We start from the raw sequence: 22,643 nt of genomic DNA on the forward strand, positions 1-22,643 counted from the left end.
AGGCTTGGCATTGGGTTGCAAAGCCATTGTTATGGCACGCATCGCCCCTGTAACTGCAGTACCTGACAGTTGTGCATTGTCACATTCAGGGATTGAATGTTGCCCTCATGCAGTCATCGCCCGTTCGGGCCGGTCGACACGCAAGGAGAGGCAGGCATGCTCGATCAGTTCGCGTTTGAACTCCCCCCGGCCGTGACCCACGCCGGGAAACTTGACCCAGGCTTTGCCGCCAACGGCAAAGCCTGGGTTCATTTCGAAGGCAGCACCTCGAGCCTGATCACCGGATTGACCCTCGACCGTGCCGACCGAATCCTGGTCGCGGCCAGGATCGAGACCGCCCATGGCAGCCGGTTCGGGCTGGCACGACTCAACCATGATGGTTCGACCGATCCGGGTTTCGGCAGCCATGGCTGCGTGATCGGCGCGTTCGAACAGGGCTTCGAAGCGACGGCGGGCAAAGTGATCGAGCTACCCGACGGGCATATCCTGCTGTCCGGCCTGCACTATGAAAACAACGAGCACACCCTTCCCGCACTGGCGCTGTTCGATCAACAGGGCCATGCCGTCCAGAACTTCGGCAACGCTGGCCGACACATCATCCGGCTCTGCGGCCACCTCTCCCAAGGCCTGCGCGATCCCTGGCTGCCGCCCGGTGTGCCGGGGCTCGAGGCCTGCGACATGCAAGTGCAGGCCGATGGCCGGATCCTCTTGCTCGCCAACCATCACTACCAATTGTCCGACCATGTCGGCGTACTGATCCGGCTCCTGCCGGACGGGGCCCTGGATACCTCGTTCAACGGTCGCGGTTTCGTGATGGTCCGACGCGCGTTGAAAAATACCTGGCTCGGCTGCCTGATGCTCCAGGCTGACGGCCATATTGTCGTCGGCGGCGCCATCGACTTGCCCCAGCATGGCTTGATCGCCCGTTATGACAGCAGCGGCAAGCTCGATGACAGCTTCGGCGAAGAGGGCTTCCTGTCCATCCTGGCGCAGGGTCATAGCGTGATGGTCAGCCAGATCGTTCAGGATGCGAACGGCGATCTACAAGCCTTTGGCAGCAGCCGCGATCCGATGCATAGCCTGTCCCTGAAAGTGCGCCTGGACGGCACGCCGGACCGTCATTGCAACCAGGGCCAGTGCCAGCTCATGGCGATCGGGCGCAACGCCAGCCAGTGGACGGCGGCCCAGCTTCAACCGGACGGCAAGCTGGTGACCGCTGGCGCCACCATCGGCGGTATCGAAGCCGACTTCGTGCTCGCCCGGCATTTGCCGGATGCCAGCCTCGATCCGGACTTCGGTGAAGGCAAAGGCTGGGTTCGCACGCGACTCGGCTACAGCCTGGACACCGCCACCGCCCTGGCGATGCAGTCTGACGGCAGAATCCTGGTGGGCGGCTACTCGCTCCAGGGGCACTATCGAGCAGTGGTTGCGCGGTATTGGGCCTGAGTCAGATCGTCGTGGGCGAACGGTATTCATGCCTACGCTTGATATTCCCCATTTGTTACGGCAAGTTGCGCGCTTCTAATTAAAAGGAGCAGCCAATGTCCGGTTCGATGGCTCAAGCTTTCGCGCACAACTTTCTTGGGCAGTCACCGCGCTGGTACAAGGCGTGCATCATCACCTTTCTGGTTCTCAATGCCGTGGTGCTGTGGACCCTCGGCCCGGTGGTCGCCGGCTGGATGCTGGTCGTGGAGTTCATATTCACCCTCGCCATGGCCCTCAAATGCTACCCGCTGATGCCCGGTGGGCTGCTACTGGTCGAAGCCCTGCTGTTGGGCATGACCACACCCAAGGCGCTGTACGATGAATTGCTGCACAACTTCCCGGTCATCCTGCTGCTGATGTTCATGGTGGCCGGAATCTACTTCATGAAGGACCTGCTGCTGTTCCTGTTCTCGCGCCTGCTCCTGGGTGTGCGCTCCAAGGCGCTGTTGGCCTTGATGTTCTGCTTTCTTTCGGCATTTCTGTCGGCGTTCCTCGATGCCTTGACCGTCACGGCGGTGATCATCAGCGCCGCGGTGGGGTTTTATTCGGTGTACCACCGCGTGGCATCGGGCAACGATCCACGCCAGGACAGCAGCATCGATGAAGACCACGACATGCCGTCGCTGCACCATGGCGACCTGGACCAGTTCCGGGCATTCCTGCGCAGCCTGCTGATGCATGGTGCCGTCGGCACAGCGCTGGGCGGCGTCTGCACCCTGGTGGGCGAACCGCAGAACCTGCTGATCGGCCATGAGATGGGCTGGCATTTCGCTGATTTCTTCGTGAAAGTCGCTCCTGTGTCGCTGCCAGTGCTGGTTGCCGGGCTGCTGACCTGCGTGGCGCTGGAAAAGCTGCGCTGGTTCGGTTATGGCACGCTGCTGCCGGACAATGTCCGTGCCGTGCTGGCCGATTACGCTGAGCAGGACAATCGCGAACGCACCGCACGCCAGCGCGCAGCCCTGATCGTCCAGGGTCTTGCCGCGCTTATCCTGATCGTCTGCCTGGCCTTGCACATTGCCGAAGTCGGCCTGATCGGCTTGATGGTCATTGTGTTGATTACCGCCTTCACCGGCATCACCGACGAGCATCGACTGGGCAATGCGTTCAAGGACGCCATGCCGTTCACGTCGCTGCTGGTGGTGTTCTTTGCAGTGGTGGCGGTCATTCACGACCAGCAGTTGTTCACGCCGCTGATCCAGTGGGTCCTGGCCTTGCCCGCCGACCAGCAGCCCGGCATGTTGTTCATTGCCAACGGCCTGCTCTCGGCCATCAGCGACAACGTGTTCGTGGCGACCATCTACATCACCGAGGTCAAGCAGGCCTTCATCTCCGGCCACATCAGCCGCGAACAGTTCGAGACCCTGGCGGTGGCCATCAACACCGGCACCAACCTGCCGAGCGTCGCGACACCGAACGGCCAGGCTGCCTTCCTGTTTCTGCTGACCTCGGCGATTGCACCGCTGATTCGCCTGTCTTATGGCCGGATGGTCTGGATGGCCCTGCCCTACACCGTGGTGATGGGCGGTTTGGGCTGGTATGCGGTGACGTACTGGCTGTAACCCTTGTGGGAGCGAGCTTGCTCGCGATGAGGTTTCAGCCAGCATTCATGTTGAATGACAGACCGCTATCGCGAGCAAGCTCGCTCCCACAGAGATTTGGGCGGTCTATCGCGGCAGGATGTACCGCTCGATCGCCAGGGCTGCGCCGTCTTCGGTCACGGCGGCGGTCACTACATCCGCCTGGCGCCTGATCGCCTCCTCCGCCTGGCCCATGGCAATCGATAATCCCGCCCGGTGAAACATCGCCGGGTCGTTGCCGCCGTCGCCCATGGCCGCGGTCTGCTCCAGCGGCACGTCGAGGAAGGCGGCCAGGGTCGACAGCGCTTCCCCTTTGTTCGCCTTCATCGCCGTCACATCCAGGTAGATCGGTTGCGAACGCGACACCTGGGCCTGGCCCTTGAGCAGCGGATGCAGCCGAGCCTCCAGCTCCACCAGCAGGTCGGTGTTGGCGCTGGTGGCGACGATCTTGTCGATCCGCTCCAGGTAGGGTTCGAAACTCTCGACTTCGACCGGCGGGTAGCCCAGGCCCCGCGTCTCCACCGGCACCATCGGCCCGTGGGCGTCGCGCACCAGCCAGTCGCCATCGGCGAATACCCAGACTTCGATGCCCGGTTGATCGGCGTACAGCGCCAGTGTGGCCAGTGCAGCCTCCGGCGGCAGGTAATGGACAGCGAGGAAGCTGCCGTCGGGATGAACCAGCGTGCCGCCATTGAACGCCGCCGTGGGCAGGTCGACGCCCAGGGCCTCGATCTGCTGCAGCATGGCCCGCGGCGGCCGCCCGGTGGCGAGGCTGAACAGCACACCGGCTTCACGCAATGCGCGAACCGCAGCGATGGTGCGCTGGTTGAGACTGTGATCAGGCAGCAGCAGTGTGCCGTCCATGTCGCTGAGTAAAAACCGGATGGGGTGCTTCACCAGATCGCTCATCCGAGGCCATGCCAGACGCGATTGTCGCGAGTCAGCAAGTCGTCGGCGGCCGCCGGGCCATCTTCACCGGCCTTATAGGGCTGGACCGTTGCGTCCTGCTGCCAGGCATCGAGGAACGGCTGCACGGCACGCCAGCCGTTTTCGATGTTGTCGGCGCGCTGGAACAGGGTCTGGTCACCGGTCAGGCAATCGTAGATCAGGGTTTCGTAACCCGTGGACGGCTGCATTTCGAAGAAGTCCTTATAGGCAAAGCCCAATTCGATATTGGCCATGTCGAGCGCCGGCCCTGGCCGCTTGGCCAGCAGGTCGAACCACATGCCTTCATTGGGCTGAATCTGGATTCTCAGGTACGTGGGTTGCAGTTCGTCGACTTCAGTGTCGCGAAACTGCGCGTAAGGCGCCGGCTTGAAGCAGATGACGATCTCCGTGTCCCGCACGCTCATGCGCTTGCCGGTACGCAGGTAGAACGGCACGCCCACCCAACGCCAGTTATCGATCATGACCTTGAGGGCCACGTACGTCTCGGTGTGGCTGTCGGCGGCGACGTTGGCTTCCTGGCGATAACCGGTCACCGCCTTGCCCGCGACTTCACCGGCGGTGTACTGGCCGCGGATCGAGTTGGCGCGGGCCTGTTCCACCGACCAGGGCCGGATCGCCCCGACGACCTTGGCCTTTTCCCCACGTACGGCGTCGGCCCCAAACGCCGCTGGCGGCTCCATGGCCACCATCGCCAGCAGTTGGAACAGATGGTTGGGCACCATGTCCCGCAGGGCGCCGGTATGTTCATAAAAACTGCCACGGGTTTCCACGCCGACGGTTTCGGCGGCGGTGATTTGTACGTGGTCGATGTAGTGGTTGTTCCAGAACGCCTCGAACAGGCTGTTGGAAAAACGGCTGACCAGAATGTTCTGCACCGTCTCCTTGCCCAGGTAATGGTCGATGCGATAGATCTGTTTCTCGCTCATGACCTTGAGCAGGCAGGCGTTCAGCGCTTCGGCGGTTTGCAGGTCGGAACCGAACGGTTTTTCGATCACCACCCGCCGGAAAGCCCCCTCTTGCTCCTGAAGCAGCCCGGCCGCACCGAGGCGGGCGACCACTTCACTGAAAAAGCGCGGCGCGGTCGCCAGGTAGAAGACCGCGTTGCCGGTGCCGCTGGCGGCGATTTTCGCCGCCAGCGCCTGGTAGGTGTCGTCATCGAGGAAGTCACCCTGGACGTAGCTGATGCCCTGGGCCAGCTTGGCCCACAGCGCCGGGTCGAGCGCGCGGTCGGCATCACCGCCCTTGCTCGCCGCTTCGTTACGGATGAAATCTTCGAGTTTCTTGGCAAAATCCACATCGCTGATGGCGTTGTGGTCAACCCCGACGATGCGCAGCCCATCGTCCAGCAGACCGTCACGACTGAGGTGGTAAAGCGCCGGCATGAGCAGGCGCTTGACCAGATCGCCATGGGCGCCGAACAGGAACAACGTGGTCGGCGGCGCGGGTTCTGCCTTGGATTTGCTGGCGATCGAGGTCATTTCTTCGGCGTCTCCACGTGGCCGCCAAAGCCGAAGCGCATGGCCGAGAGCATTTTGTCGCCGTAGGTACTTTGCTGGCGCGAGCGGAAACGGGCGAACAGCGAGCTGGACAGGACCGGAACCGGCACTGCTTGCTCGATGGCGGCCTCGATGGTCCAGCGCCCTTCCCCACTGTCGGCGACTTCACCGGAAAAGCCGTCCAGTTTCGGATCGCTGGCCAACGCGTCGGCGGTCAAGTCCAGCAACCAGGACGACACCACGCTGCCGCGACGCCAGACTTCGGCGATATCGGCCACGTTCAGGTCGAAACGCTGCTCCGGTGGCAGGCTTTCGCTGGATTTGGTCTTGAGGATGTCGAAGCCCTCGGCGAAGGCCTGCATCATGCCGTATTCAATGCCGTTGTGGATCATCTTCACGAAATGCCCCGAACCCGCCGGGCCCGCGTGGATGTAGCCACGCTCGGCACGGTCATCGTCAGATTTGCGGTCACGGGTGCGCGGGATATCGCCCATGCCCGGCGCCAGGCTGTCGAACAGCGGGTCCAGGCGCTTCACCACCTCGGCCTCGCCGCCAATCATCATGCAGTAACCGCGCTCCAGGCCCCAAACACCGCCGGAGGTGCCGACATCGATGTAGCTCAGGCCTTTTTCCGACAGGGCCTGGGCGCGACGGATGTCGTCCTTGTAATACGTGTTACCGCCATCAATGATCACGTCGCCCGGCTCGAGCAGTTCGCTGAGGACGTTGATGGTGTCTTCGGTGGGTGCTCCGGCCGGCAGCATGACCCAGACCGCCCGAGGCTTTTCCAGGCCGGCGACCAGCGCCGGCAGGTCTGCGACGCCCGTGGCGCCTTCCTGGCGCAGGTTTTCGACAAAAGCGGCATTGCGGTCATAGACGACGGTGGCGTGCCCATTGAGCATCAGGCGCCGCGCAATATTGCCGCCCATGCGGCCCAGTCCAATGATCCCGAGTTGCATGTGCTGATGCTCCCTACTACAAATAAAGGTGTGTCAAAGATTTAACACTATCGACTAATGGAGGTTAGTCCAGAGCATTGCTGCATAGTTTCCGGGTAATTCGAGCGACCACAAGGGATAACGTTCAAGATCCGGCCGAAGACACAACGACCATGAAAAATAAAAAAGTTCCAATCACAAGCAAAAGAAATCAGAATCGGCGCCGATAGTAGAGGTGTCGACCAAATCATGGCGACATCTCTATAGTTGATGTACGCCATTTGCGAGGTGAGCAATGGGCCCTGTCGTTACCACACGTCCTCCCCAAACCCTTTATGTGACCATTCGTCGCGATGAATTGCGCCTACTCAAGGAAGAACGCGATCTACTGCTCGATGAAGTGACGCAGTTGCGCATGCAGCTGCAGCACGCACAGCTGTCCCACCAGAGCCAGTCCTTGGCTCGGTAACCGCTCCAGAGGCACGGTCGAAGAAGTGACGCTGGTCAAACAGTGTCACTTCCATGCAAGTCCTGCCGTGCCCACTTGAGGCGAGAATTCTATCTGTGGGAGCAAGGCTTGCCCCTAGAGACAAATCCCCTTGCCACAGGTGCATTCGCACGTCACGTGCATTTTGTATCCGAAAAACTCACAAAGTTTTCACAACCGGCTCGTAATACTTCCCGCCTTTAGGGTTGCTCGGCGCAGGCCTGCGGTCACCAATCCGGTGCCGGCAGCTTCGTCGATATAAGGCTGGAGCGCTTGATGAGCTTGTTCAAACGCAGCAAAACGACTGCGAAAGGTTTCGACTGGGCCGGACTCGGCTGGCTGTTTCTGTTCTTCTGGTATTTCTCGGGTATCACCCAACTGCTCATCCTGCTGAGCGACACCTCCGGTTTCACCGGCTTTCGCCAAGCGTTCGTGATGAGTGCGGTGTGGCTGGCGCCCCTGCTGCTCTTCCCCGCCCGTACACGCGTGCTCGCGGCATTGATCGGCGTGGTGCTGTGGGCTTGCTCCATGGCCAGCCTGGGCTACTTCTTCATTTACCAGCAGGAATTTTCCCAGAGCGTCATTTTCATCATGTTCGAATCGAACGTGTCTGAAGCCGGCGAGTACCTGACCCAGTATTTTGCCTGGTGGATGGTGGCGGCGTTCCTGGCCCACACCGCGGTTGGCTATTGGCTCTGGACCCGTCTGCGTCCGGTGTACCTGCCTCGGGGCCAGGCCATGGTCGCCGCAGCCGTCATCGTGCTCGCCGTGGCCGGTTATCCGCTGGTCAAGCAAACCCTGCGCACCGGCAGTTTCGCCGGTGGCCTGGAGAAGTTCGAAGATCGCATCGAGCCGGCCGTGCCGTGGCAGATGCTGGTGGCCTATCGTCGCTACGGTGAACAGCTGGAAAACATGCAAGGCATGCTCCACAGCGCCAGCAAGATTGCACCCCTGAGCAATCTCAAGGATGCCATGGCAGAACAGCCGGCCACCCTGGTGCTGGTGATCGGCGAATCCACCAACCGCCAGCGCATGAGCCTGTATGGTTACCCGCGGGAAACCACGCCGGAGCTGGACAAGCTCAAGGACCAGCTTTCGGTGTTCGACAATGTCATCACCCCGCGCCCCTACACCATCGAAGCGCTGCAGCAGGTGCTGACGTTCGCCGACGAGGAGAGTCCAGACCTGTACCTGAGTACGCCATCGTTGGTCAGCATGATGAAGCAGGCCGGCTACAAGACCTTCTGGATCACCAACCAGCAGACCATGACCAAGCGCAACACCATGCTCACGACCTTTTCCCAACAGGCCGACGAACAGGTGTACCTGAACAACAACCGCAACCAGAATGCCGCACAGTACGATGGCGACGTGATCGAGCCATTCAACAAGGCCTTGGCCGACAGCGCCCCGCGCAAGCTGATCGTGGTGCACCTGCTCGGCACCCACATGAGCTATCAGTACCGGTATCCGCCGACGTTCAACAAATTCACTGACCGCCAGGGCGTACCGGCGGGCCTGCGTGATGACCAGGTCCCGACCTACAACAGCTACGATAACGCGGTGCTGTACAACGACTTCGTGGTGTCCAGCCTGATCAAGGATTACGCCAAGACTGATCCCAACGGCTTCCTGCTGTACCTCTCGGACCACGGCGAAGACGTGTTCGACTCGCCGGGTCACGGTACGTTGGGCCGTAACGAAGGCAAACCGACCGCACCGATGTACACCATTCCTTTCATGGCCTGGGCTTCGCCCAAGTGGCGCGAAAACCATGACTGGAACTTTGCCGGCGACCTGTCACGCCCCTACAGCAGTTCACACCTGATCCACACCTGGGCGGACCTGGCCGGCTTGAGTTTTGACGAACTGGATCGTAGCAAGAGCCTGGTCAGCGATGACTTCAAGGCCCGTCCACTACTGATCGGCAACCCGTATCAAACCCCACGCAAGGCCCTGATCGACTTCAGCCTGATGCAGCCCAAGGCGCCATTGGCCGAAGTCGTGCAGAAATAACTAAAACCGAGCGGATGCCCGCTTTTACAGGGGTTTGATCCAGAACTGCATAGGGCCGTGGGCGGGGTCGAACATGCCGGGGGCAAAGCCGAACTTGGCGTAGCTGCCCTGTGCCACGGCATTTTCCTGGAGCACTTCCAGGGTAATCTTGCAGCAACCGCGTTGGCGGGAAATATCCTCGACCTTCTGCAGCATCTTCTGGCTCAACCCGAGGCCGCGAAACTCCGGCATGACCGCCACGTCGTGGATGTTCACCAACGGCCGGCAGGCAAAGGTTGAAAAACCTTCGAAACAATTGACCAGCCCCGCCGGCTCGCCGTTGACAAAAGCCAGCACGCTGAAGGCATGAGGCCGCTTGGCCAGTTCCTCGGGCAGGTGCAACAGCACCTCGGCCGGCAACGGATGCCCTCCACCCATCGGGTCCTGCGCATAGCCGTTGAGCACATGACAGATCGCTTCGGCGTGGATCGGGTTGGTGTAGCTGGCTTGCAGAACAAGGATGTCCTTGGCTTCTTCCATGACCTTCCATCTCACTTCGGTAGTACCGGCGGCTCGACGCCGTCGGCGGGATACAGGTCAGGCTGGCTGACCAAAACGTTGCATTTGCATTTCCTGGAGGCGACTGAGCGTACGGCGAAACGGGAATTGCAGATAGCCCTCGGTGTACAACTCATCCATCGGCACCGCAGCCGAAAGGCACAACGGTACCTTGCGGTCATAGCATTCATCGACCAGCGCGATGAACCGTCGCACGCCGTCGTCGTGGACCGACAACTGCGGCAACTCACGGTCACCGGCCACCACCCGCTCAACGCCGTCCTCGGTGCCACGGGCAATGCGCCCCTCACGCTGTTCGGCGCTCAGGCAGGGCACATCACTGAGCAGGATGACGCTGAAACGGTCGCACAACGCCATGAAATCCAGCGCCGAGAACGGTTGCTCGCACAGGTCGGCGTAACGGCTCCAGAGCACCGTATCGCTGGCCTGGACCGGTTCAAGCTGGCGATGACCCACGTCAATCGGCGCGCGGCTCGACACCTGCCCAGCGGTCAACAGGTTGAAGACATCGCCCAGCGGATCGGGCTGCCCGGGATCGCGCAGCCAATAACGCTGCTGCAATTGGCCTGGGTGCTGGCGATGGTCTTGCCAGCCGTTCACCGGCACGATCTGCATGTGCTGCTTGATCGCGGTGATGGTCGGCAGGAAACGCTCACGGTTATGGCCGTTGGCATAGAGTTCTTCCGGTGGCAGGTTGGAGGTGCTCACCATCACCATGCCCAGCTCGAACATCACCTGGAACAAGCGCCCGAGGATGATCGCGTCACCAATGTCGTTGACGAACAGCTCGTCGAAACACAGCACCCGTACTTCTGCGCTCAATTCCCGGGCCAGGGCTTGCAAAGGATCCGGCGTGCCGGTGAGCTGGAACGAACGCTGGTGTACCCACGCCATGAAATGATGGAAGTGCTGACGGCGGGCCGGCACCTTGAGGCTTTCATAAAAGCGGTCCATCAGCCAGGTCTTGCCACGCCCCACCGGCCCCCAGAGATAAACGCCCTTGATCGACTTGCGCCCTTCGTGCAATGCCTGGTGGCATTGCTCCAGCGCCATGATGGCCAATTCCTGGGCCTCGTCCTGGACGAAGCCGTGGTGTTCGATGGCATGCTGCCAGGCAGTCAGGGGGGAGTCGAAAGTCATACGGCCCGGGTCCGGAAAACGAAGGTGGGGAGTATGCCATGGCGGGCGATTGCAGGAACCCTGCACAGAGCCGTGACGAAGGGGTTTATCTGTGGGAGCAAGCCTTGCTCCCACAGACCTGGGTACGGAACTTTAAATCGAGATATCCAACCGACTGATCTTGCCCTGCGCGTCGAGCCGAAAGGTATAACGCAACTCCAGCGGGCTGCCGGGGAATGTTCCGGAGATCAGGTTCTGCACCAGCACCTTGCCAGTGCGTTGCTGCACATTGAGGACTTCCACCCGCGGCTGGAATCGCTTGGCGGTGTCTTCCATCCATTGGGCGATGGCCTGGGTGCCAGCGCGGTGCTGGCCTTCATCGAACACGTTGGCATCCTCGGCGAAGAAACGCGTCACCGCCGAACTGTCACGGGCATTGGCAGCCGCGATGTAGCCGGCGATGGCCGGGGCCAGGGAAGAGACGGGATTGGACATGGTACGGCTCCTTGTTTTATCGATCTGGCACCATGCTAGAACAGCGTTGTGTCAGTTTTTGTCAGGAGTGAAACGCCCGGTTTCGTCCAACTTCATCAACGCAAGCCAATCCCGTAACAAATCGCTGCGCCGGCCCGGATACCGCTCGCCCTGCTCGGTGGCCGAGGCAATCCGGTCGGTGCGAAAGGTCCGATAGGCGCCGCGCAATTCGCACCAGGCCACCACCACCCGCGCCTCGTTGAAAAAGCCCAGGGCCAGCGGCCAGATCAGGCGTTGGCTCGGGGTCTTGTTCACGTCGGCGTAGTCGATGTGCAGCTTGGCCTGGGCACGGATGGCCTGGCGGTAGACATTCAGCTCCACGGTGTTCTGCGGATAGCCATAACCCGGCGGGCCAGGCAGTACCGTCGGGTTGCGCAACGCATCCCGCACATCCGGGGCCAGCACTGCGGCGACCTTCGCCAGGGCGTCGGCGGCCGCCTTGCCCAGCACCTCGTCGGCGCGCTGATCCACGTAGCGCAAGCCCAGCACAATGGCTTCGATTTCATCGGCGGTGAACATCAGTGGCGGCAGGAACAGGCCGCTGCGCAATACATAACCAATGCCCGCCTCACCCTGGATCGGCGCGCCGAGGGCCGTGAGTTCGGCAATGTCGCGGTACAAGGTGCGCTCGGATACATTCAGTTCACCGGCCAACGTCGCAGCGGTGACCGGGCAACGCTTGCCCCGCAAGACTTGCAGCAAAGTGAGCAGCCGAGTGGTACGCGACACGATGGACTGCCCGCAAAGAAAAAGATGACGCAGATTAGCAGAGGCTGGTGTCAGAAACTGTCAGGAGCCCCCTTACTATCCAATCGCTGTGGCATGGGCTTTTGTGGCGAGGGAGCTTGCTCCCGCTGGGCTGCGTAGCGGCCCCAAGCTTCTGCGGTTGCTGTGCAACCGAGCGGGAGCAAGCTCCCTCGCCACAAAATCGCCCTATCCAAGGGTTCGTTGGTTGCCGTGGGGCACCTGTGGGGTATCGTGCTCAATCGCTTCCGGTTTTTTCATTCTTTGAGAGTCAATCCATGCGCAGAATCCTCGGCCTTTCCGTATTCCTGATCCTGCTCAGCCTCAGCGCCTGCGCTCTCTTCCCGCACCGTGACCCGCTGAACATCAACGTGGTCGGTATCGAACCGTTGCCCAACCAGGGCCTGGAGGTACGCTTCGCCGTGAAACTGCGTGTGCAGAACCCCAACGAAACCGCCATCGACTACAACGGCCTGGCGCTGGACCTGGAGGTCAATGGCCGTACGCTGGCGACAGGGGTCAGTGACCAGACCGGCTCGATCCCGCGCTTTTCCGAAGCGATCCTGAGCGTCCCGGTGAGCATTTCGGCGTTTTCCGTGCTGCGCCAGACCCTGGGCCTGAGCCAGACCCAAAGCCTGGACAACCTGCCCTATGTGCTCAAGGGCAAACTCGCCGGCGGCGTGTTCGGAACCATGCGCTTCGTCGACCGCGGGACCCTCGAATTGCCGGGCTCCGCGGCGACGTGGTGAATCACGCCGTGAAGCGCACGCCAGGCTTGGCGCGCTCGTCCACCACCAGTTCGAACACATCCGGCCTGGCATAGTGACCGACCACGTCATAGTCGTAGCGCGCCCGCACCAGATCATCGGTGTCGATTTCGGCGGTCAGTAGCCCGGCAGTGTCTTTCAGTGGCCCGGCGAGCACATCGCCCATGGGCCCGACAATCACGCTGCCACCGGCAATCAGCGGCCGCTCGGCCGGCCAGTGCGCGACGTCGATACCCAGCGCCTGCGGCGAGGCCTGGACCTGACAGGCACTGACCACAAAACAACGCCCTTCGTGGGCGATATGCCGCATGGTCACCTGCCACATCTCCCGCTCATCCACCGTGGGCGCACACCAGACCTCCACCCCCTTGGCGTACATCGCAGTGCGCAACAGCGGCATCATGTTTTCCCAGCACACCGCCGCGCCGACCCGGCCAACCTGGCTGTCGATCACCGGCAAGGTCGAACCATCGCCTTTGCCCCAGATCAGCCGCTCGGTGCCGGTGGGCATCAACTTGCGGTGCCGGGCCACCAGGCCCGCATCGGGCTCGAAATACAGCGCAGTGCAGTAGAGGGTGCTGCCGACACGCTCGATGACGCCCAGCACCAGGCTCGCCCCCGTACGCGCCGACAGCCCGGCCAGCGCTTCGGTTTCCACGCCGGGCACATCAATGGCATTGGCAAAATAGCGGGCGAACGCTTCACGCCCCTCTGGCAGCCGGTAACCCAGTTGCGTCCCGAACCCCTCACCCTTGGGATAGCCACCGAGCAACGCTTCAGGCATCACCACCAGGCGTGCGCCGGCCTGGCGAATGGCGTCTTCGTAGGAAAGGATCTGCGCCAGGGTCTCGCCCTTGCCACCAGGCAACGAACCGATCTGCAGGGCAGCCACAATGGATTTGGGCATGGTTTTCAACTCCTTGGTCATCAGGTGTTGCTGATTCTCAAGGAGCGGCCGATCATGAATAAAGCCCTGAATGCTGCTAAATGATATGAGCCTCATGAATATCGCCGACATCGACCTCAATCTGCTCAAGACTTTCGAAGCCCTGCATGACGAATCCAGCGCCAGCCGTGCCGCCGTGCGCCTGGGCGTGACCCAGTCGGCCATCAGCGCCGCATTGCGCAGGCTCCGCGGGTTGTATGACGATCAATTATTCGTGCGTACGGGTCGGGGTCTGGCGCCAACGCTGCGGGCCAACCAGCTGAAACCGGTGATCAGCGAAGCCCTGGACAAATGTCGCCAGAGCCTGGCGATGGTCGACCCAGATGCCAGCCATTATGACGGCCGTTCGGTCATCGTCGGTCTGTCGGACGATTTCGAGATTGCCCATGGGCGGCGCCTGATCGACGAAGTGGCCCGACGTGCGCCGGGCCTGCGCTTGATTTTCCGTCAGACCCACAGCCAGATCGTCGGCCGGGCCTTGATGGAGCGCGATCTCGACCTGGCGATCACGGCGGGTGGTTTCGCGCAGCGGTTGCTCAGCCGCCAGGTATTGGGTGAAGGCGATTACGCCTGCCTGTTGGACGCGGCGAGCCTCACACACGGCCAACAATCCCTCAGCCTGGAGGCGTTCGTGGCCCGCGAGCATCTGCTGGTGTCTTCGGGGGGCTTCATCGGCATCACCGACGAAGGATTGGCCGGGCTTGGCCTGAGTCGGCGAGTCTGTGCCTCGACCACCCACTTTGCCGCGCTGCCATTCCTGCTCAAGGGCAGCCAGGCCGTAGCGACGATTCCCGCCCACGCTGCCCGGGCCATTGCCGACCTCAGCGGCCTGGCCTTGCTGCCCTGCCCCCTGGCCTTGCCCCGCTACCCCATCGAACTGGGCTGGCGGACCCACACGCAAATGGATCCGGCAATGCTCAAGGTGCGCGAGGCCATTAGCGCGACGTTTGCCTGAGGTTTACTTGTTGGCGGCCATCAGTCGATTGACTTCACTGCGCACCATGTTGGCGTATTCCGGCGGCGACATGCCGTCCAGTTCGGCACGCACCCACTCGGCCCACTTGCCCTTGCGTTTGGAGCGCTCGCCGAACAGGCGGGCGGCATCGCCCTTGGCCTTGCCCAGGTTGTTTTGCCACAGTTCAAAAAGTCGGGATTTTTCGTCTTCCAGCGCGGCGCGCTCGGCCAGGGGCTTGTCAGCCAGATTGAAGCTCATGGGAATTACCTGTTGCGTAAATAGGCGCCATCTTACACCTTGCAGGGAAACGTCTTAACCACGATTTGCGATGGACTGCCCTGCCAAGGCCTAGGCGCTGCAACTTTTTAACCGGCGCAGCACTCCATTGTTCAATGCCATCATCCACACAAGGAGTACTTCCATGGCCCGTAAAGGCACCGTGCAAGCGAACGGAGAGCAAATCAAGGATCAAGCCTTCAGCGAATTGACGGCGCTGATTGAAGAATCGGAAAAGCTGCTCAAAAGCAGTGCCTCGCTGGTGGGAGAAGAGGCCGAAGACCTGCGAGGCCAGATAGCCCAGAAACTGCAACAGGCGCTCGACTCGGTCACCAGCGCCCGGGAACGTACCCGTCCCATGGTCGATGCCACTGAGGTCTATATCGGCGGCCACCCCTGGCAGACCGTGGCGATTTCCGCGGGGTTCGGGCTGGTGGTGGGTTTGCTGCTGGGACGGCGTTAAACAATAGCAACCAGCCCCCGGACCTGATGTGGGAGCGAGCCTGCTCGCGATGACGGTGTATCAGGCAACATCTCTGCTGCTGAACCACCGCCATCGCGAGCAAGCTCGCTCCCACAGGGGATTGATAGTGTCTGCGATGCTGTGAACGCCTCAAAAAATGTGGGGGCGAGCCTGCTCGCGATGACGGTGTATCAGGCAACATCTCTGCTGCTGAACCACCGCCATCGCGAGCAAGCTCGCTCCCACAGGGGATTGATAGTGTCTGCGATGCTGTGAACGCCTCAAAAAATGTGGGGGCGAGCCTGCTCGCGATGACGGTGTATCAGGCAACATCTCTGCTGCTGAACCACCGCCATCGCGAGCAAGCTCGCTCCCACAGGGGATTGATAGTGTCTGCGATGCTGTGAACGCCTCAAAAAATGTGGGGGCGAGCCTGCTCGCGATGACGGTGTATCAGGCAACATCTCTGCTGCTGAACCACCGCCATCGCGAGCAAGCTCGCTCCCACAGGGGATTGATAGTGTCTGCGATGCTGTGAACGCCTCAAAAAAATGTGGGAGCGAGCTTGCTCGCGATGACGGTGTATCAGGCAACATCTCTGCTGCTGAACCATCGCCATCGCGAGCAAGCTCGCTCCCACAGGGGATTGATAGTGTCTGCGATGCTGTAAACGCCTCAAAAAATGTGGGAGCGAGCTTGCTCGCGATGACGGTGTATCAAGCAACATCTCTGCTGCTGAACCACCGCCATCGCGAGCAGGCTCGCTCCCACAGGGACTTGTTATTGCCTTAAGCGACGGATCCCGCCCGCAGGATCGACGCATCCTCCCCGCGGTACAACGCCTCCACCTTCCCCGCCCGCCACTGCAACACCGCCCGTTGGTTGATCGAACCCTTGTCGGTGATTTCACCGCGGTCGATGGACGCCGGTTCATCGAGCAAGGCTATCCACTCCACGCGACTGGCGTTGCCGCTGGCTTCGCGGTTCAGGCGTTGCAGCCAGTCGGCGAACCATTGGCGTACCGGCGGGCTGGCGAGGACCTGGGCGTCGCTGGCACTCGCGGCCAGGCCTGACAGGCGCCGGCACTCAGCAAGTCGTGGAAACACCAGCGCACCCAGGCACTCGCGATCCGGGGCGGTGATCACCAGGTCCTGGACGTAGGGTGTGCCTTCCAACACCGCCCGGTTACGCAACGGCCCGACGCTGACGAAGACACCGGAAGACAATTTGAAGTCCTCGGCGATCCGTCCGTCGAACATCAGCCCCAGTTGCGGATTGCTGGCATCGGCCAGTTTGATCGCATCCCCCGAGCAATAGAAACCGTCCTCGTCGAACACTTCGGCAGTCTGCTGCGGCGAACGCCAGTAGCCAGGCATGATGTGCGGCCCGCGAAAACGCCCTTCGAACTTGCCATCCACCGGCACCAGCCGGACCTCGCAGCCCGGCGCCGGAAGACCGATGTAGCCGGCCATGGACAAGGGCCCGGTGGTGAAGGTGCAGGACGGCGACGCTTCGGTCATGCCCAGGCCCGCCATCATGCGGATACGTTCTCCGCAATGCTGCTCGGCGACCTTGTCGAGCCGGTCCCAGGTACTTTGGGACAAGCCCGCCGCGGCAAAGAAGAACAGGCTGATGCGCTTGAAGAAACGCTCGCGCAACTCACCGTCCTGCTCCAAGGCGCTGACCAATTCTTCCCAACCCTTGGGCACGGTCAGGTAGGCGGTGGGGGAAATTTCCTTGAGATTGCGCAGGGTCTCGGCGAAGCCCTGGGCGGTGGGTTTGCCGTCGTCCAGGTAGAACGTGCCGCCGTTGTACAGCACGATGCCGACGTTGTGGCTGCCGCCGAACGTGTGGTTCCACGGCAGCCAGTCCACCAGCACCGGCGGCGCCTCGCCGAACACCGGAAAGGTTTGCAGCAGCATCTGCTGATTGGCGCACAACATACGCTGGGTGGTGATCACGGCCTTGGGCAGCTTGGTGGAGCCCGAGGTGAACAGGAACTTGGCGATGCTGTCCGGGCCGGTGGAGGCGAACGCCTGCTCGGCCTCCGCGCCGCCGGGTTGGGCCAACAGGCTGGCGAAGCTTGTCCTGGACCGGCCCGCCATCTCGCCGCGCACCGTGATCAAGGGAACGTTCGCCGGCAATACGGCATTGATCGCTCGTTCGAACGGGGCGGCTTCGCTGACAAACACCAACCCTGGCTGCAACAGATCGCAGACATGGCGCAGCTTGGCGAAATCCTGGGACAACAATGAATAAGCCGGCGACACCGGGCAATAGGGAATGCCGGCGTACATCGCGCCGAGGGCCATTTGCAGGTGTTCGATGTCGTTGCCGGAGAGCAGCGCCAAGGGTTTTTCCGCTGACAAACCATAGCTGAGCAGGCTTTGGGCGATGGCCCGGACACTGTCGAGCATCTGCGCATAGCTGACCCGACGCCAGTCGCCGCTCGCTTCACGGGCCGCGATAAACGTCTGCTGCGGGCGCACCTCGGCCCAGTGCACCAGGAGCTCGAGCAAACGCGCCGGCAGCGGGGCCAGGGGTTCCAGGGAGCGCATGTGCAAAATGCCGCGCTCTTCCCGGACTTCGACGGCAGGATGACCAATCGACACCTGGCGATAACGCCCGGCCTCGGGTCGGGAGGACGATCTGGACTCGGAACTCACGTACATTTCCTCCACCAAGGCACGCTCGGGTCGCGATGCGAGCGGAGCGTGGCAGCGCGGGGCTGCGGCCTTGTCATTGTTATTCTGGCCTGCATCCGGGCGGCGGCTTTCGAGGCTCGACCGCCCGTGACGCGATGGGTTTCAGATCGGGTAATGCCGGGGACCGTTCTGCATGGTCACCCAACGCAACTGGGTGAAATGCTCGATGGACGCCTTGCCGCCGAAGCTGCCATAACCACTGGACTTGACCCCGCCGAAGGGCATCTGCGCCTCGTCGTGCACGGTCGGCCCGTTGATGTGGCAAATGCCCGACTCGACCCGCTGGGCCAGGGCCAACGCGCGGGTGGTATCGCGGCTGAAGATGGCAGCCGACAGGCCGAACTCGGAATCGTTGGCCAGGCGCAACAGCGCTTCATCGCCCTCACCGCGCAACAGCACCGCCACTGGCCCGAAGGACTCTTCACGGTACAGGCGCATCTGCGCAGTGACACCGTCGAGCAAGGTCGGCTGCAGGATGCTGCCGTCCAACTGGCCACCGCTGACCAGCGTTGCGCCTTTGGCCAAGGCATCGTCGATCAGTCCCTTGATGCGCTGGCCGGCACTGGCATCGACCAACGAGCCCAGCACCGAATCGCCAGCCGCCGGATCACCGGCACGCAAGGTGGCGATCTTGGCGGTCAGTTTGGCGATGAACTCATCCGCCACGCTGGCATCGACGATCAATCGCTCGGTGGACATGCAGATCTGGCCCTGGTTGAAGTAGGCCCCGAAGGCTGCCGCTTGCACGGCGGCGTCCAGGTCGGCGTCATCCAGCACCAGCAGCGGCGCCTTGCCGCCCAGTTCCAGCAACGCTGGTTTGAGATGGCGCGCCGAGAGTTCGCCGACGATGCGTCCGACGTGGGTCGAACCGGTGAAATTGACCCGGCGCACCGCCGGGTTGGCGATCAACCGTTCGACAATGGCCGGCGCATCCGCCGGTGCGTTACAGATCACGTTGACCACACCGTCACCCAGCCCGGCGTCCTGCAACACCTGGCCGATCAGCCGGTGCACCGCCGGGCTTATCTCGGAAGCCTTGAGCACCACGGTGTTACCGCAGGCCAGGGGCATGGCGATGGCGCGTGTGGCGAGAATCACCGGGGCGTTCCAGGGCGCGATGCCCAACACCACGCCACAGGGCTGACGCAGGGCCATGGCGAAACTGCCTGGCACGTCGGAAGGAATGATTTCGCCATTGATCTGGGTGGTCATGGACGCCGCTTCGCGCAGCATGTTCGCCGCCAGGTGCACGTTGAAACCGTACCAGTTGGCCATGGCGCCAGTCTCGCCGGCCGCGGCGATAAACTCGCCACTGCGGGCCTGCAACTGCTCGGCAGCCCGCAGCAGACGCGTGCGGCGTTCGTTGGGTGCAAGCGCGGCCCAGGCAGGAAACGCCGCTTGGGCGGCGGCCACGGCGGCATCGGCATCTTCCAGGGTGGCGGCGGCCACGCGAGACACCACTTCACCGGTCACCGGGTTGCAGCGTTCGAAGGTCCGGCCGTCGCGGGCCGGGCACGACTGGCCGCCAATCAACAGGGGCACGTCCAGCATGGTGATTCCTCTTTATTGTCTTTATCGGGAACACGTTCACAGTAGCGCCGAGGGCTTTGGACGAACAGCCCGCGGGCGCACGATGGCGCCCGCCGCGCGGTTATCTCAGCGCTTGTAGGTCTGCAGGCCCGGCTTGATGCTCTTGTCGTCCAGGAATTGCTTCATCCCCTGCTCGCGGCCACCCTCGGTATCGAGCAGGCGCGACTGGTCGAGCTTGGCGTACAGGTAATCTTCGTTCTGCTCCCAGGTCAGTTCGCGGCAACGCTTGAAGCCATGCTTGGCCGCGCGCAGTACCACCGGGTTCTTTTCCAACAGGTTGCGGGCCAGTTCCACGGTGACTTCACGCAACTGCGCCAAGGGCACGCTCTCATTGACCAGGCCCATTTCGGCGGCTTTCTGCCCACCGAAGGTCTTGCCGGTCATGATGTAGTACAGCGATTGGCGATGGCCCACGGTGTCGGCCATGGCCTTGCTGACGAGGTTGCCCGGCGGGATGCCCCAGTTGATTTCCGAGAGACCGAAAGTCGCTTCGTCGGCGCAGATCGCCAGGTCGCACGCCACCAGCGGGCTGAAACCGCCACCGAAACACCAGCCATTGACCATGGCGATGGTCGGCTTGGCGTACATGCGCAGTAATTTCCACTGCCATTGCGATGCTTCGCGACGGATTTTTTCCTGGAGGATTTCCGGCCCGGCATCCACTTCACGGAAGTATTCCTTGAGGTCCATGCCCGCGGTCCAGGCATCACCGGCCCCGGTCAGCACCAATACCCCTGCGGCCGGATCCTGCTCCAGGGTCTCGAGCACGTCGATCATCTCGCGGTTGAGGGTCGGGCTCATGGCGTTGCGTTTTTCCGGGCGATTGAGGGTGACCCAGGCGATGCCCTCCTCGATATCGACCTTGACCGTTTTCCAGCGACCTTCGTAATTGCTCATGATGCGTGCTCTCTTGTTCTTGGCTGAAGATGATCAAAAACTAAACCGGAAATTTAGTTATGTCAATTAACTATTAATCGGTTTATCTGTATTTTCAGAGGCTGGATGGAAGGTTAAAAAATTCGAATATGCAAAAGCCCGTAGCCAGGGCGCCGCAACCCCGGCAAACTGGATAGCCTTGTTAACCACTTACCTTGAGGACACTCACTTCGATGGCCAAGTCTTCCAAGCTTGCCGAACCCGCCGAGCCCCTGGTCGCCGGTACCGACGCACAGGTGCCGCTGGACTCCGCGTTGGACGACCTGATCGGTTACGCCCTGCGCCGCGCCCAACTGAAATTGTTCCAGAACCTGATTGGCCGGCTCGCCGTCCACGATCTGCGGCCCGCCCAGTTCTCGGCCCTGGCAATCATCGACCAGAATCCCGGCCTGATGCAGGCCGACCTGGCCAAGGCCCTGGCGATCGAACCGCCGCAAGTGGTGCCGCTGCTCAATAAGCTGGAAAGCCGGGCCCTGGCGGTGCGCGTGCGCTGCAAGCCGGACAAGCGCTCCTATGGGATCTTCCTGAGCAAGACCGGCGAAACCCTGCTCAAGGAACTCAAGCAAATCGCCGCCCAGAGCGACCTTGACTCCACCGCTGCCCTCTCAGGGGCTGAGCGCGAGGAGTTGCTGCGGTTGTTGAAGAAGGTCTACCAGTAGCAAACCTGGCGCGGGTCCCTGCGGCACCGCTATGTGGGAGCAAGGCTTGCTCCCACAAGCGCTGGCCAACCGACTCGAAACTCACCAGATCGGCACGCTGTACGTCACCAGGAACCGGGTCTGGTTCTCGTCGCGAAACGCCGCCGTACCCGGGAAGTTGTTGCGATAGATCGATTTGCGCGCCAGCAACCCGACGTTCTTCAGTGGGCCGTCCTGGATCACGTACCCCAACTCCATCTGGAACTCGCGCTCCTTGCGATCCTCGGCATTGAGGGCCGCCAGCTCGATGTGATCGCCACGCACATAACGCAGTCGAGTCCTCAGGCCCGGCACGCCCACGGCGGCGAAATCGTAGTCATGGATCGCCTGCCAGGTGCGTTCCTTGGCATTGAGGAAGTCCGAGCTCATGGTCATTTCACTCAAGCCCATCAACTCGGTGCCGGACACATAAGGCGTGGCCGTATCGCCACTGGCGTGCATGTAGCCCAGGCTCACGCGATGCCCGCCCAGGCGATAGCCGACCAACGCCGAGACATTGCGGTTATCCACCTTTCCGGCTTTGGCCGCACCGTCGTCGTCACTGAAAAAACTGCGCAGGTCGGTGGTCAGGACGCCATCGCCCAAGGGCAGGTTATGCAACAACGCCAGGGTGTTCTGCTGGTACAGATCCGCCACTTCGGCGTGGTAGACCCGCAGACTGAGGTCTTTGTTGACCTGGTAGTCACCGCCCACATACGCCATATGGGAAGAGGTCGCCGCGCCGTTGAATCGGCGGTTGGGCGAGGCGATGCTCATTGGCTGGTAATCGGTGGAATCGCGGCGGGCGATGCGATCGATATAACCGGTGTTCAACGTCAGGCCGTCGAAATCCTTGGAGCTGAGCGTCGTCCCGCGAAAGGTCTGCGGCAACAGCCGCGACGGGCTGGCAAAGGCAAACGGCAGGAAGATCGATACATCGCCGGTCTTCACCGTGGTTTGAGCGAAACGCAGCTTGCCGGTCACGCCCAGGCGCGAATACTCATCCGCCGCGCGCTTGTCGCTGCTGGACACCGGCAACAGTTCAGTGCCGCTGCGATCCGGCGACGAATCAAGCTTGATGCCCAGCAACCCCCTGACATCCAGGCCGAACCCGACCGTGCCCGGGGTGAACCCCGACTCCATGTTCATGAACACACCCTGAGCCCATTCCCGCGCTGCGGTCTTGGCGCCGTCGTCCTTGTAGTCGCGGTCCATGTAGTAGTTGCGCAGGGTCAGCGTACCGTGGCTGTCGTCGATGAAGCCTTCCGCCCACGATACGGGAGAACCGAGGCTCAGCCCGAGACAGGCCAGCAGAGGGACGAGGGATGAAACAGGGCGCGCCGTCAGCGTGTCCCGAGCAAGGTTTGGCATGTTCGGTGTCCATTTATTGTTGTTGTTTTGATCGGCCCGAGCTTGGCGACGGGGG

The 22,643-nt window shown here is 61.9% G+C and carries 21 protein-coding genes; 8 read left to right on the forward strand and 13 right to left on the reverse strand.

The features are described from left to right. The first annotated feature begins 156 nt into the window (after positions 1–156). Together J4E63_RS14220 and nhaB are read left to right on the forward strand one after the other, a co-directional pair. Positions 157–1,446: a hypothetical protein gene (locus J4E63_RS14220; RefSeq protein WP_207282381.1), complete on the forward strand. Its 1,290-nt coding sequence runs from the start codon at positions 157–159 to the stop codon at positions 1,444–1,446. A 95-nt stretch (positions 1,447–1,541) separates the two neighbouring features. Next, positions 1,542–3,044, forward strand: a complete 1,503-nt coding sequence (gene nhaB, locus J4E63_RS14225; RefSeq protein ID WP_207282382.1) for a sodium/proton antiporter NhaB — start codon at positions 1,542–1,544, stop codon at positions 3,042–3,044. A gap of 105 nt (positions 3,045–3,149) precedes the next feature. Here the strand turns inward: nhaB and J4E63_RS14230 are convergent, their stop codons facing one another. The 3 genes from J4E63_RS14230 to gnd are packed head-to-tail and all read right to left on the reverse strand — an operon-like array spanning position 3,150 to position 6,489. Continuing rightward, complete coding sequence (locus J4E63_RS14230; protein WP_060742560.1) at positions 3,150–3,971, reverse strand: Cof-type HAD-IIB family hydrolase; 822 nt, start codon at positions 3,969–3,971, stop codon at positions 3,150–3,152. After that, positions 3,968–5,488, reverse strand: a complete 1,521-nt coding sequence (gene zwf, locus J4E63_RS14235) for a glucose-6-phosphate dehydrogenase (RefSeq protein ID WP_207282383.1) — start codon at positions 5,486–5,488, stop codon at positions 3,968–3,970. The genes J4E63_RS14230 and zwf overlap by 4 nt, the downstream gene beginning before the upstream one ends. Further along, entirely contained in the window at positions 5,485–6,489 is a 1,005-nt protein-coding gene (gene gnd / locus J4E63_RS14240; RefSeq protein WP_310650711.1) for a phosphogluconate dehydrogenase (NAD(+)-dependent, decarboxylating), read from the reverse strand. Before gnd ends, zwf begins: the two co-directional genes overlap by 4 nt. A gap of 250 nt (positions 6,490–6,739) precedes the next feature. On the opposite strand from gnd, the gene J4E63_RS14245 reads away from it, so the two are divergent. Next, positions 6,740–6,913, forward strand: coding sequence for a DUF6026 family protein (locus J4E63_RS14245; RefSeq protein WP_192260451.1), 174 nt, complete (start codon positions 6,740–6,742; stop codon positions 6,911–6,913). Positions 6,914–7,207: 294 nt separating this feature from the next. After that, positions 7,208–8,947: a phosphoethanolamine transferase CptA gene (locus J4E63_RS14250; RefSeq protein WP_207282384.1), complete on the forward strand. Its 1,740-nt coding sequence runs from the start codon at positions 7,208–7,210 to the stop codon at positions 8,945–8,947. A gap of 24 nt (positions 8,948–8,971) precedes the next feature. Here the strand turns inward: J4E63_RS14250 and J4E63_RS14255 are convergent, their stop codons facing one another. The 4 genes from J4E63_RS14255 to J4E63_RS14270 all read right to left on the reverse strand — a co-directional run bounded on the left by J4E63_RS14255 (position 8,972) and on the right by J4E63_RS14270 (position 11,887). Next, the gene (locus tag J4E63_RS14255) at positions 8,972–9,466 is read right to left on the reverse strand and encodes a GNAT family N-acetyltransferase (RefSeq protein WP_192260453.1); all 495 of its coding nucleotides are present in this window, start codon (positions 9,464–9,466) and stop codon (positions 8,972–8,974) included. Between the two features lie 57 nt (positions 9,467–9,523). Further along, positions 9,524–10,645: a cell division protein ZapE gene (zapE, locus tag J4E63_RS14260; protein WP_207282385.1), complete on the reverse strand. Its 1,122-nt coding sequence runs from the start codon at positions 10,643–10,645 to the stop codon at positions 9,524–9,526. A 132-nt stretch (positions 10,646–10,777) separates the two neighbouring features. Beyond that, complete coding sequence (locus tag J4E63_RS14265; protein WP_207282386.1) at positions 10,778–11,119, reverse strand: nuclear transport factor 2 family protein; 342 nt, start codon at positions 11,117–11,119, stop codon at positions 10,778–10,780. A gap of 51 nt (positions 11,120–11,170) precedes the next feature. Further along, positions 11,171–11,887, reverse strand: a complete 717-nt coding sequence (locus tag J4E63_RS14270) for a YafY family protein (protein ID WP_207282387.1) — start codon at positions 11,885–11,887, stop codon at positions 11,171–11,173. 293 nt (positions 11,888–12,180) lie between these two features. On the opposite strand from J4E63_RS14270, the gene J4E63_RS14275 reads away from it, so the two are divergent. Next, entirely contained in the window at positions 12,181–12,651 is a 471-nt protein-coding gene (locus tag J4E63_RS14275) for an LEA type 2 family protein (protein ID WP_207282388.1), read from the forward strand. A 1-nt stretch (position 12,652) separates the two neighbouring features. Here the strand turns inward: J4E63_RS14275 and J4E63_RS14280 are convergent, their stop codons facing one another. Next, entirely contained in the window at positions 12,653–13,576 is a 924-nt protein-coding gene (locus J4E63_RS14280; RefSeq protein WP_192260456.1) for a carbon-nitrogen hydrolase family protein, read from the reverse strand. Between the two features lie 85 nt (positions 13,577–13,661). Here J4E63_RS14280 and J4E63_RS14285 point away from each other — a divergent pair, with 85 nt between their 5' ends. Further along, positions 13,662–14,570: a LysR family transcriptional regulator gene (locus tag J4E63_RS14285; protein ID WP_207282508.1), complete on the forward strand. Its 909-nt coding sequence runs from the start codon at positions 13,662–13,664 to the stop codon at positions 14,568–14,570. A 3-nt stretch (positions 14,571–14,573) separates the two neighbouring features. On the opposite strand, the gene J4E63_RS14290 is transcribed toward J4E63_RS14285, so the two are convergent. Beyond that, positions 14,574–14,828 (reverse strand): hypothetical protein, encoded by a 255-nt coding sequence (locus J4E63_RS14290; protein WP_003181187.1) that lies wholly within the window; start codon positions 14,826–14,828, stop codon positions 14,574–14,576. A 163-nt stretch (positions 14,829–14,991) separates the two neighbouring features. Between J4E63_RS14290 and J4E63_RS14295 the strand changes: the two genes are divergently transcribed. Beyond that, positions 14,992–15,309, forward strand: coding sequence for a YqjD family protein (locus J4E63_RS14295; protein ID WP_192260457.1), 318 nt, complete (start codon positions 14,992–14,994; stop codon positions 15,307–15,309). A 788-nt stretch (positions 15,310–16,097) separates the two neighbouring features. On the opposite strand, the gene J4E63_RS14300 is transcribed toward J4E63_RS14295, so the two are convergent. From J4E63_RS14300 to J4E63_RS14310, 3 genes are all read right to left on the reverse strand, one after another. Beyond that, positions 16,098–17,975, reverse strand: coding sequence for a feruloyl-CoA synthase (locus J4E63_RS14300; protein WP_207282389.1), 1,878 nt, complete (start codon positions 17,973–17,975; stop codon positions 16,098–16,100). A gap of 141 nt (positions 17,976–18,116) precedes the next feature. Continuing rightward, entirely contained in the window at positions 18,117–19,565 is a 1,449-nt protein-coding gene (locus J4E63_RS14305) for an aldehyde dehydrogenase (RefSeq protein WP_207282390.1), read from the reverse strand. 105 nt (positions 19,566–19,670) lie between these two features. Then, complete coding sequence (locus J4E63_RS14310; protein WP_003202420.1) at positions 19,671–20,501, reverse strand: p-hydroxycinnamoyl CoA hydratase/lyase; 831 nt, start codon at positions 20,499–20,501, stop codon at positions 19,671–19,673. 212 nt (positions 20,502–20,713) lie between these two features. Between J4E63_RS14310 and J4E63_RS14315 the strand changes: the two genes are divergently transcribed. Then, entirely contained in the window at positions 20,714–21,199 is a 486-nt protein-coding gene (locus J4E63_RS14315) for a MarR family winged helix-turn-helix transcriptional regulator (protein WP_060742571.1), read from the forward strand. An 81-nt stretch (positions 21,200–21,280) separates the two neighbouring features. On the opposite strand, the gene J4E63_RS14320 is transcribed toward J4E63_RS14315, so the two are convergent. After that, a complete protein-coding gene (locus J4E63_RS14320) occupies positions 21,281–22,588 on the reverse strand; it encodes an OprD family porin (protein ID WP_207282391.1) in 1,308 nt (435 codons plus the stop codon). Positions 22,589–22,643 lie beyond the last annotated feature (55 nt).

Origin of the sequence: Pseudomonas sp. FW300-N2F2 (genome assembly GCF_017351655.1) — a bacterium.
Lineage (GTDB): Bacteria > Pseudomonadota > Gammaproteobacteria > Pseudomonadales > Pseudomonadaceae > Aquipseudomonas > Aquipseudomonas fluorescens_AA.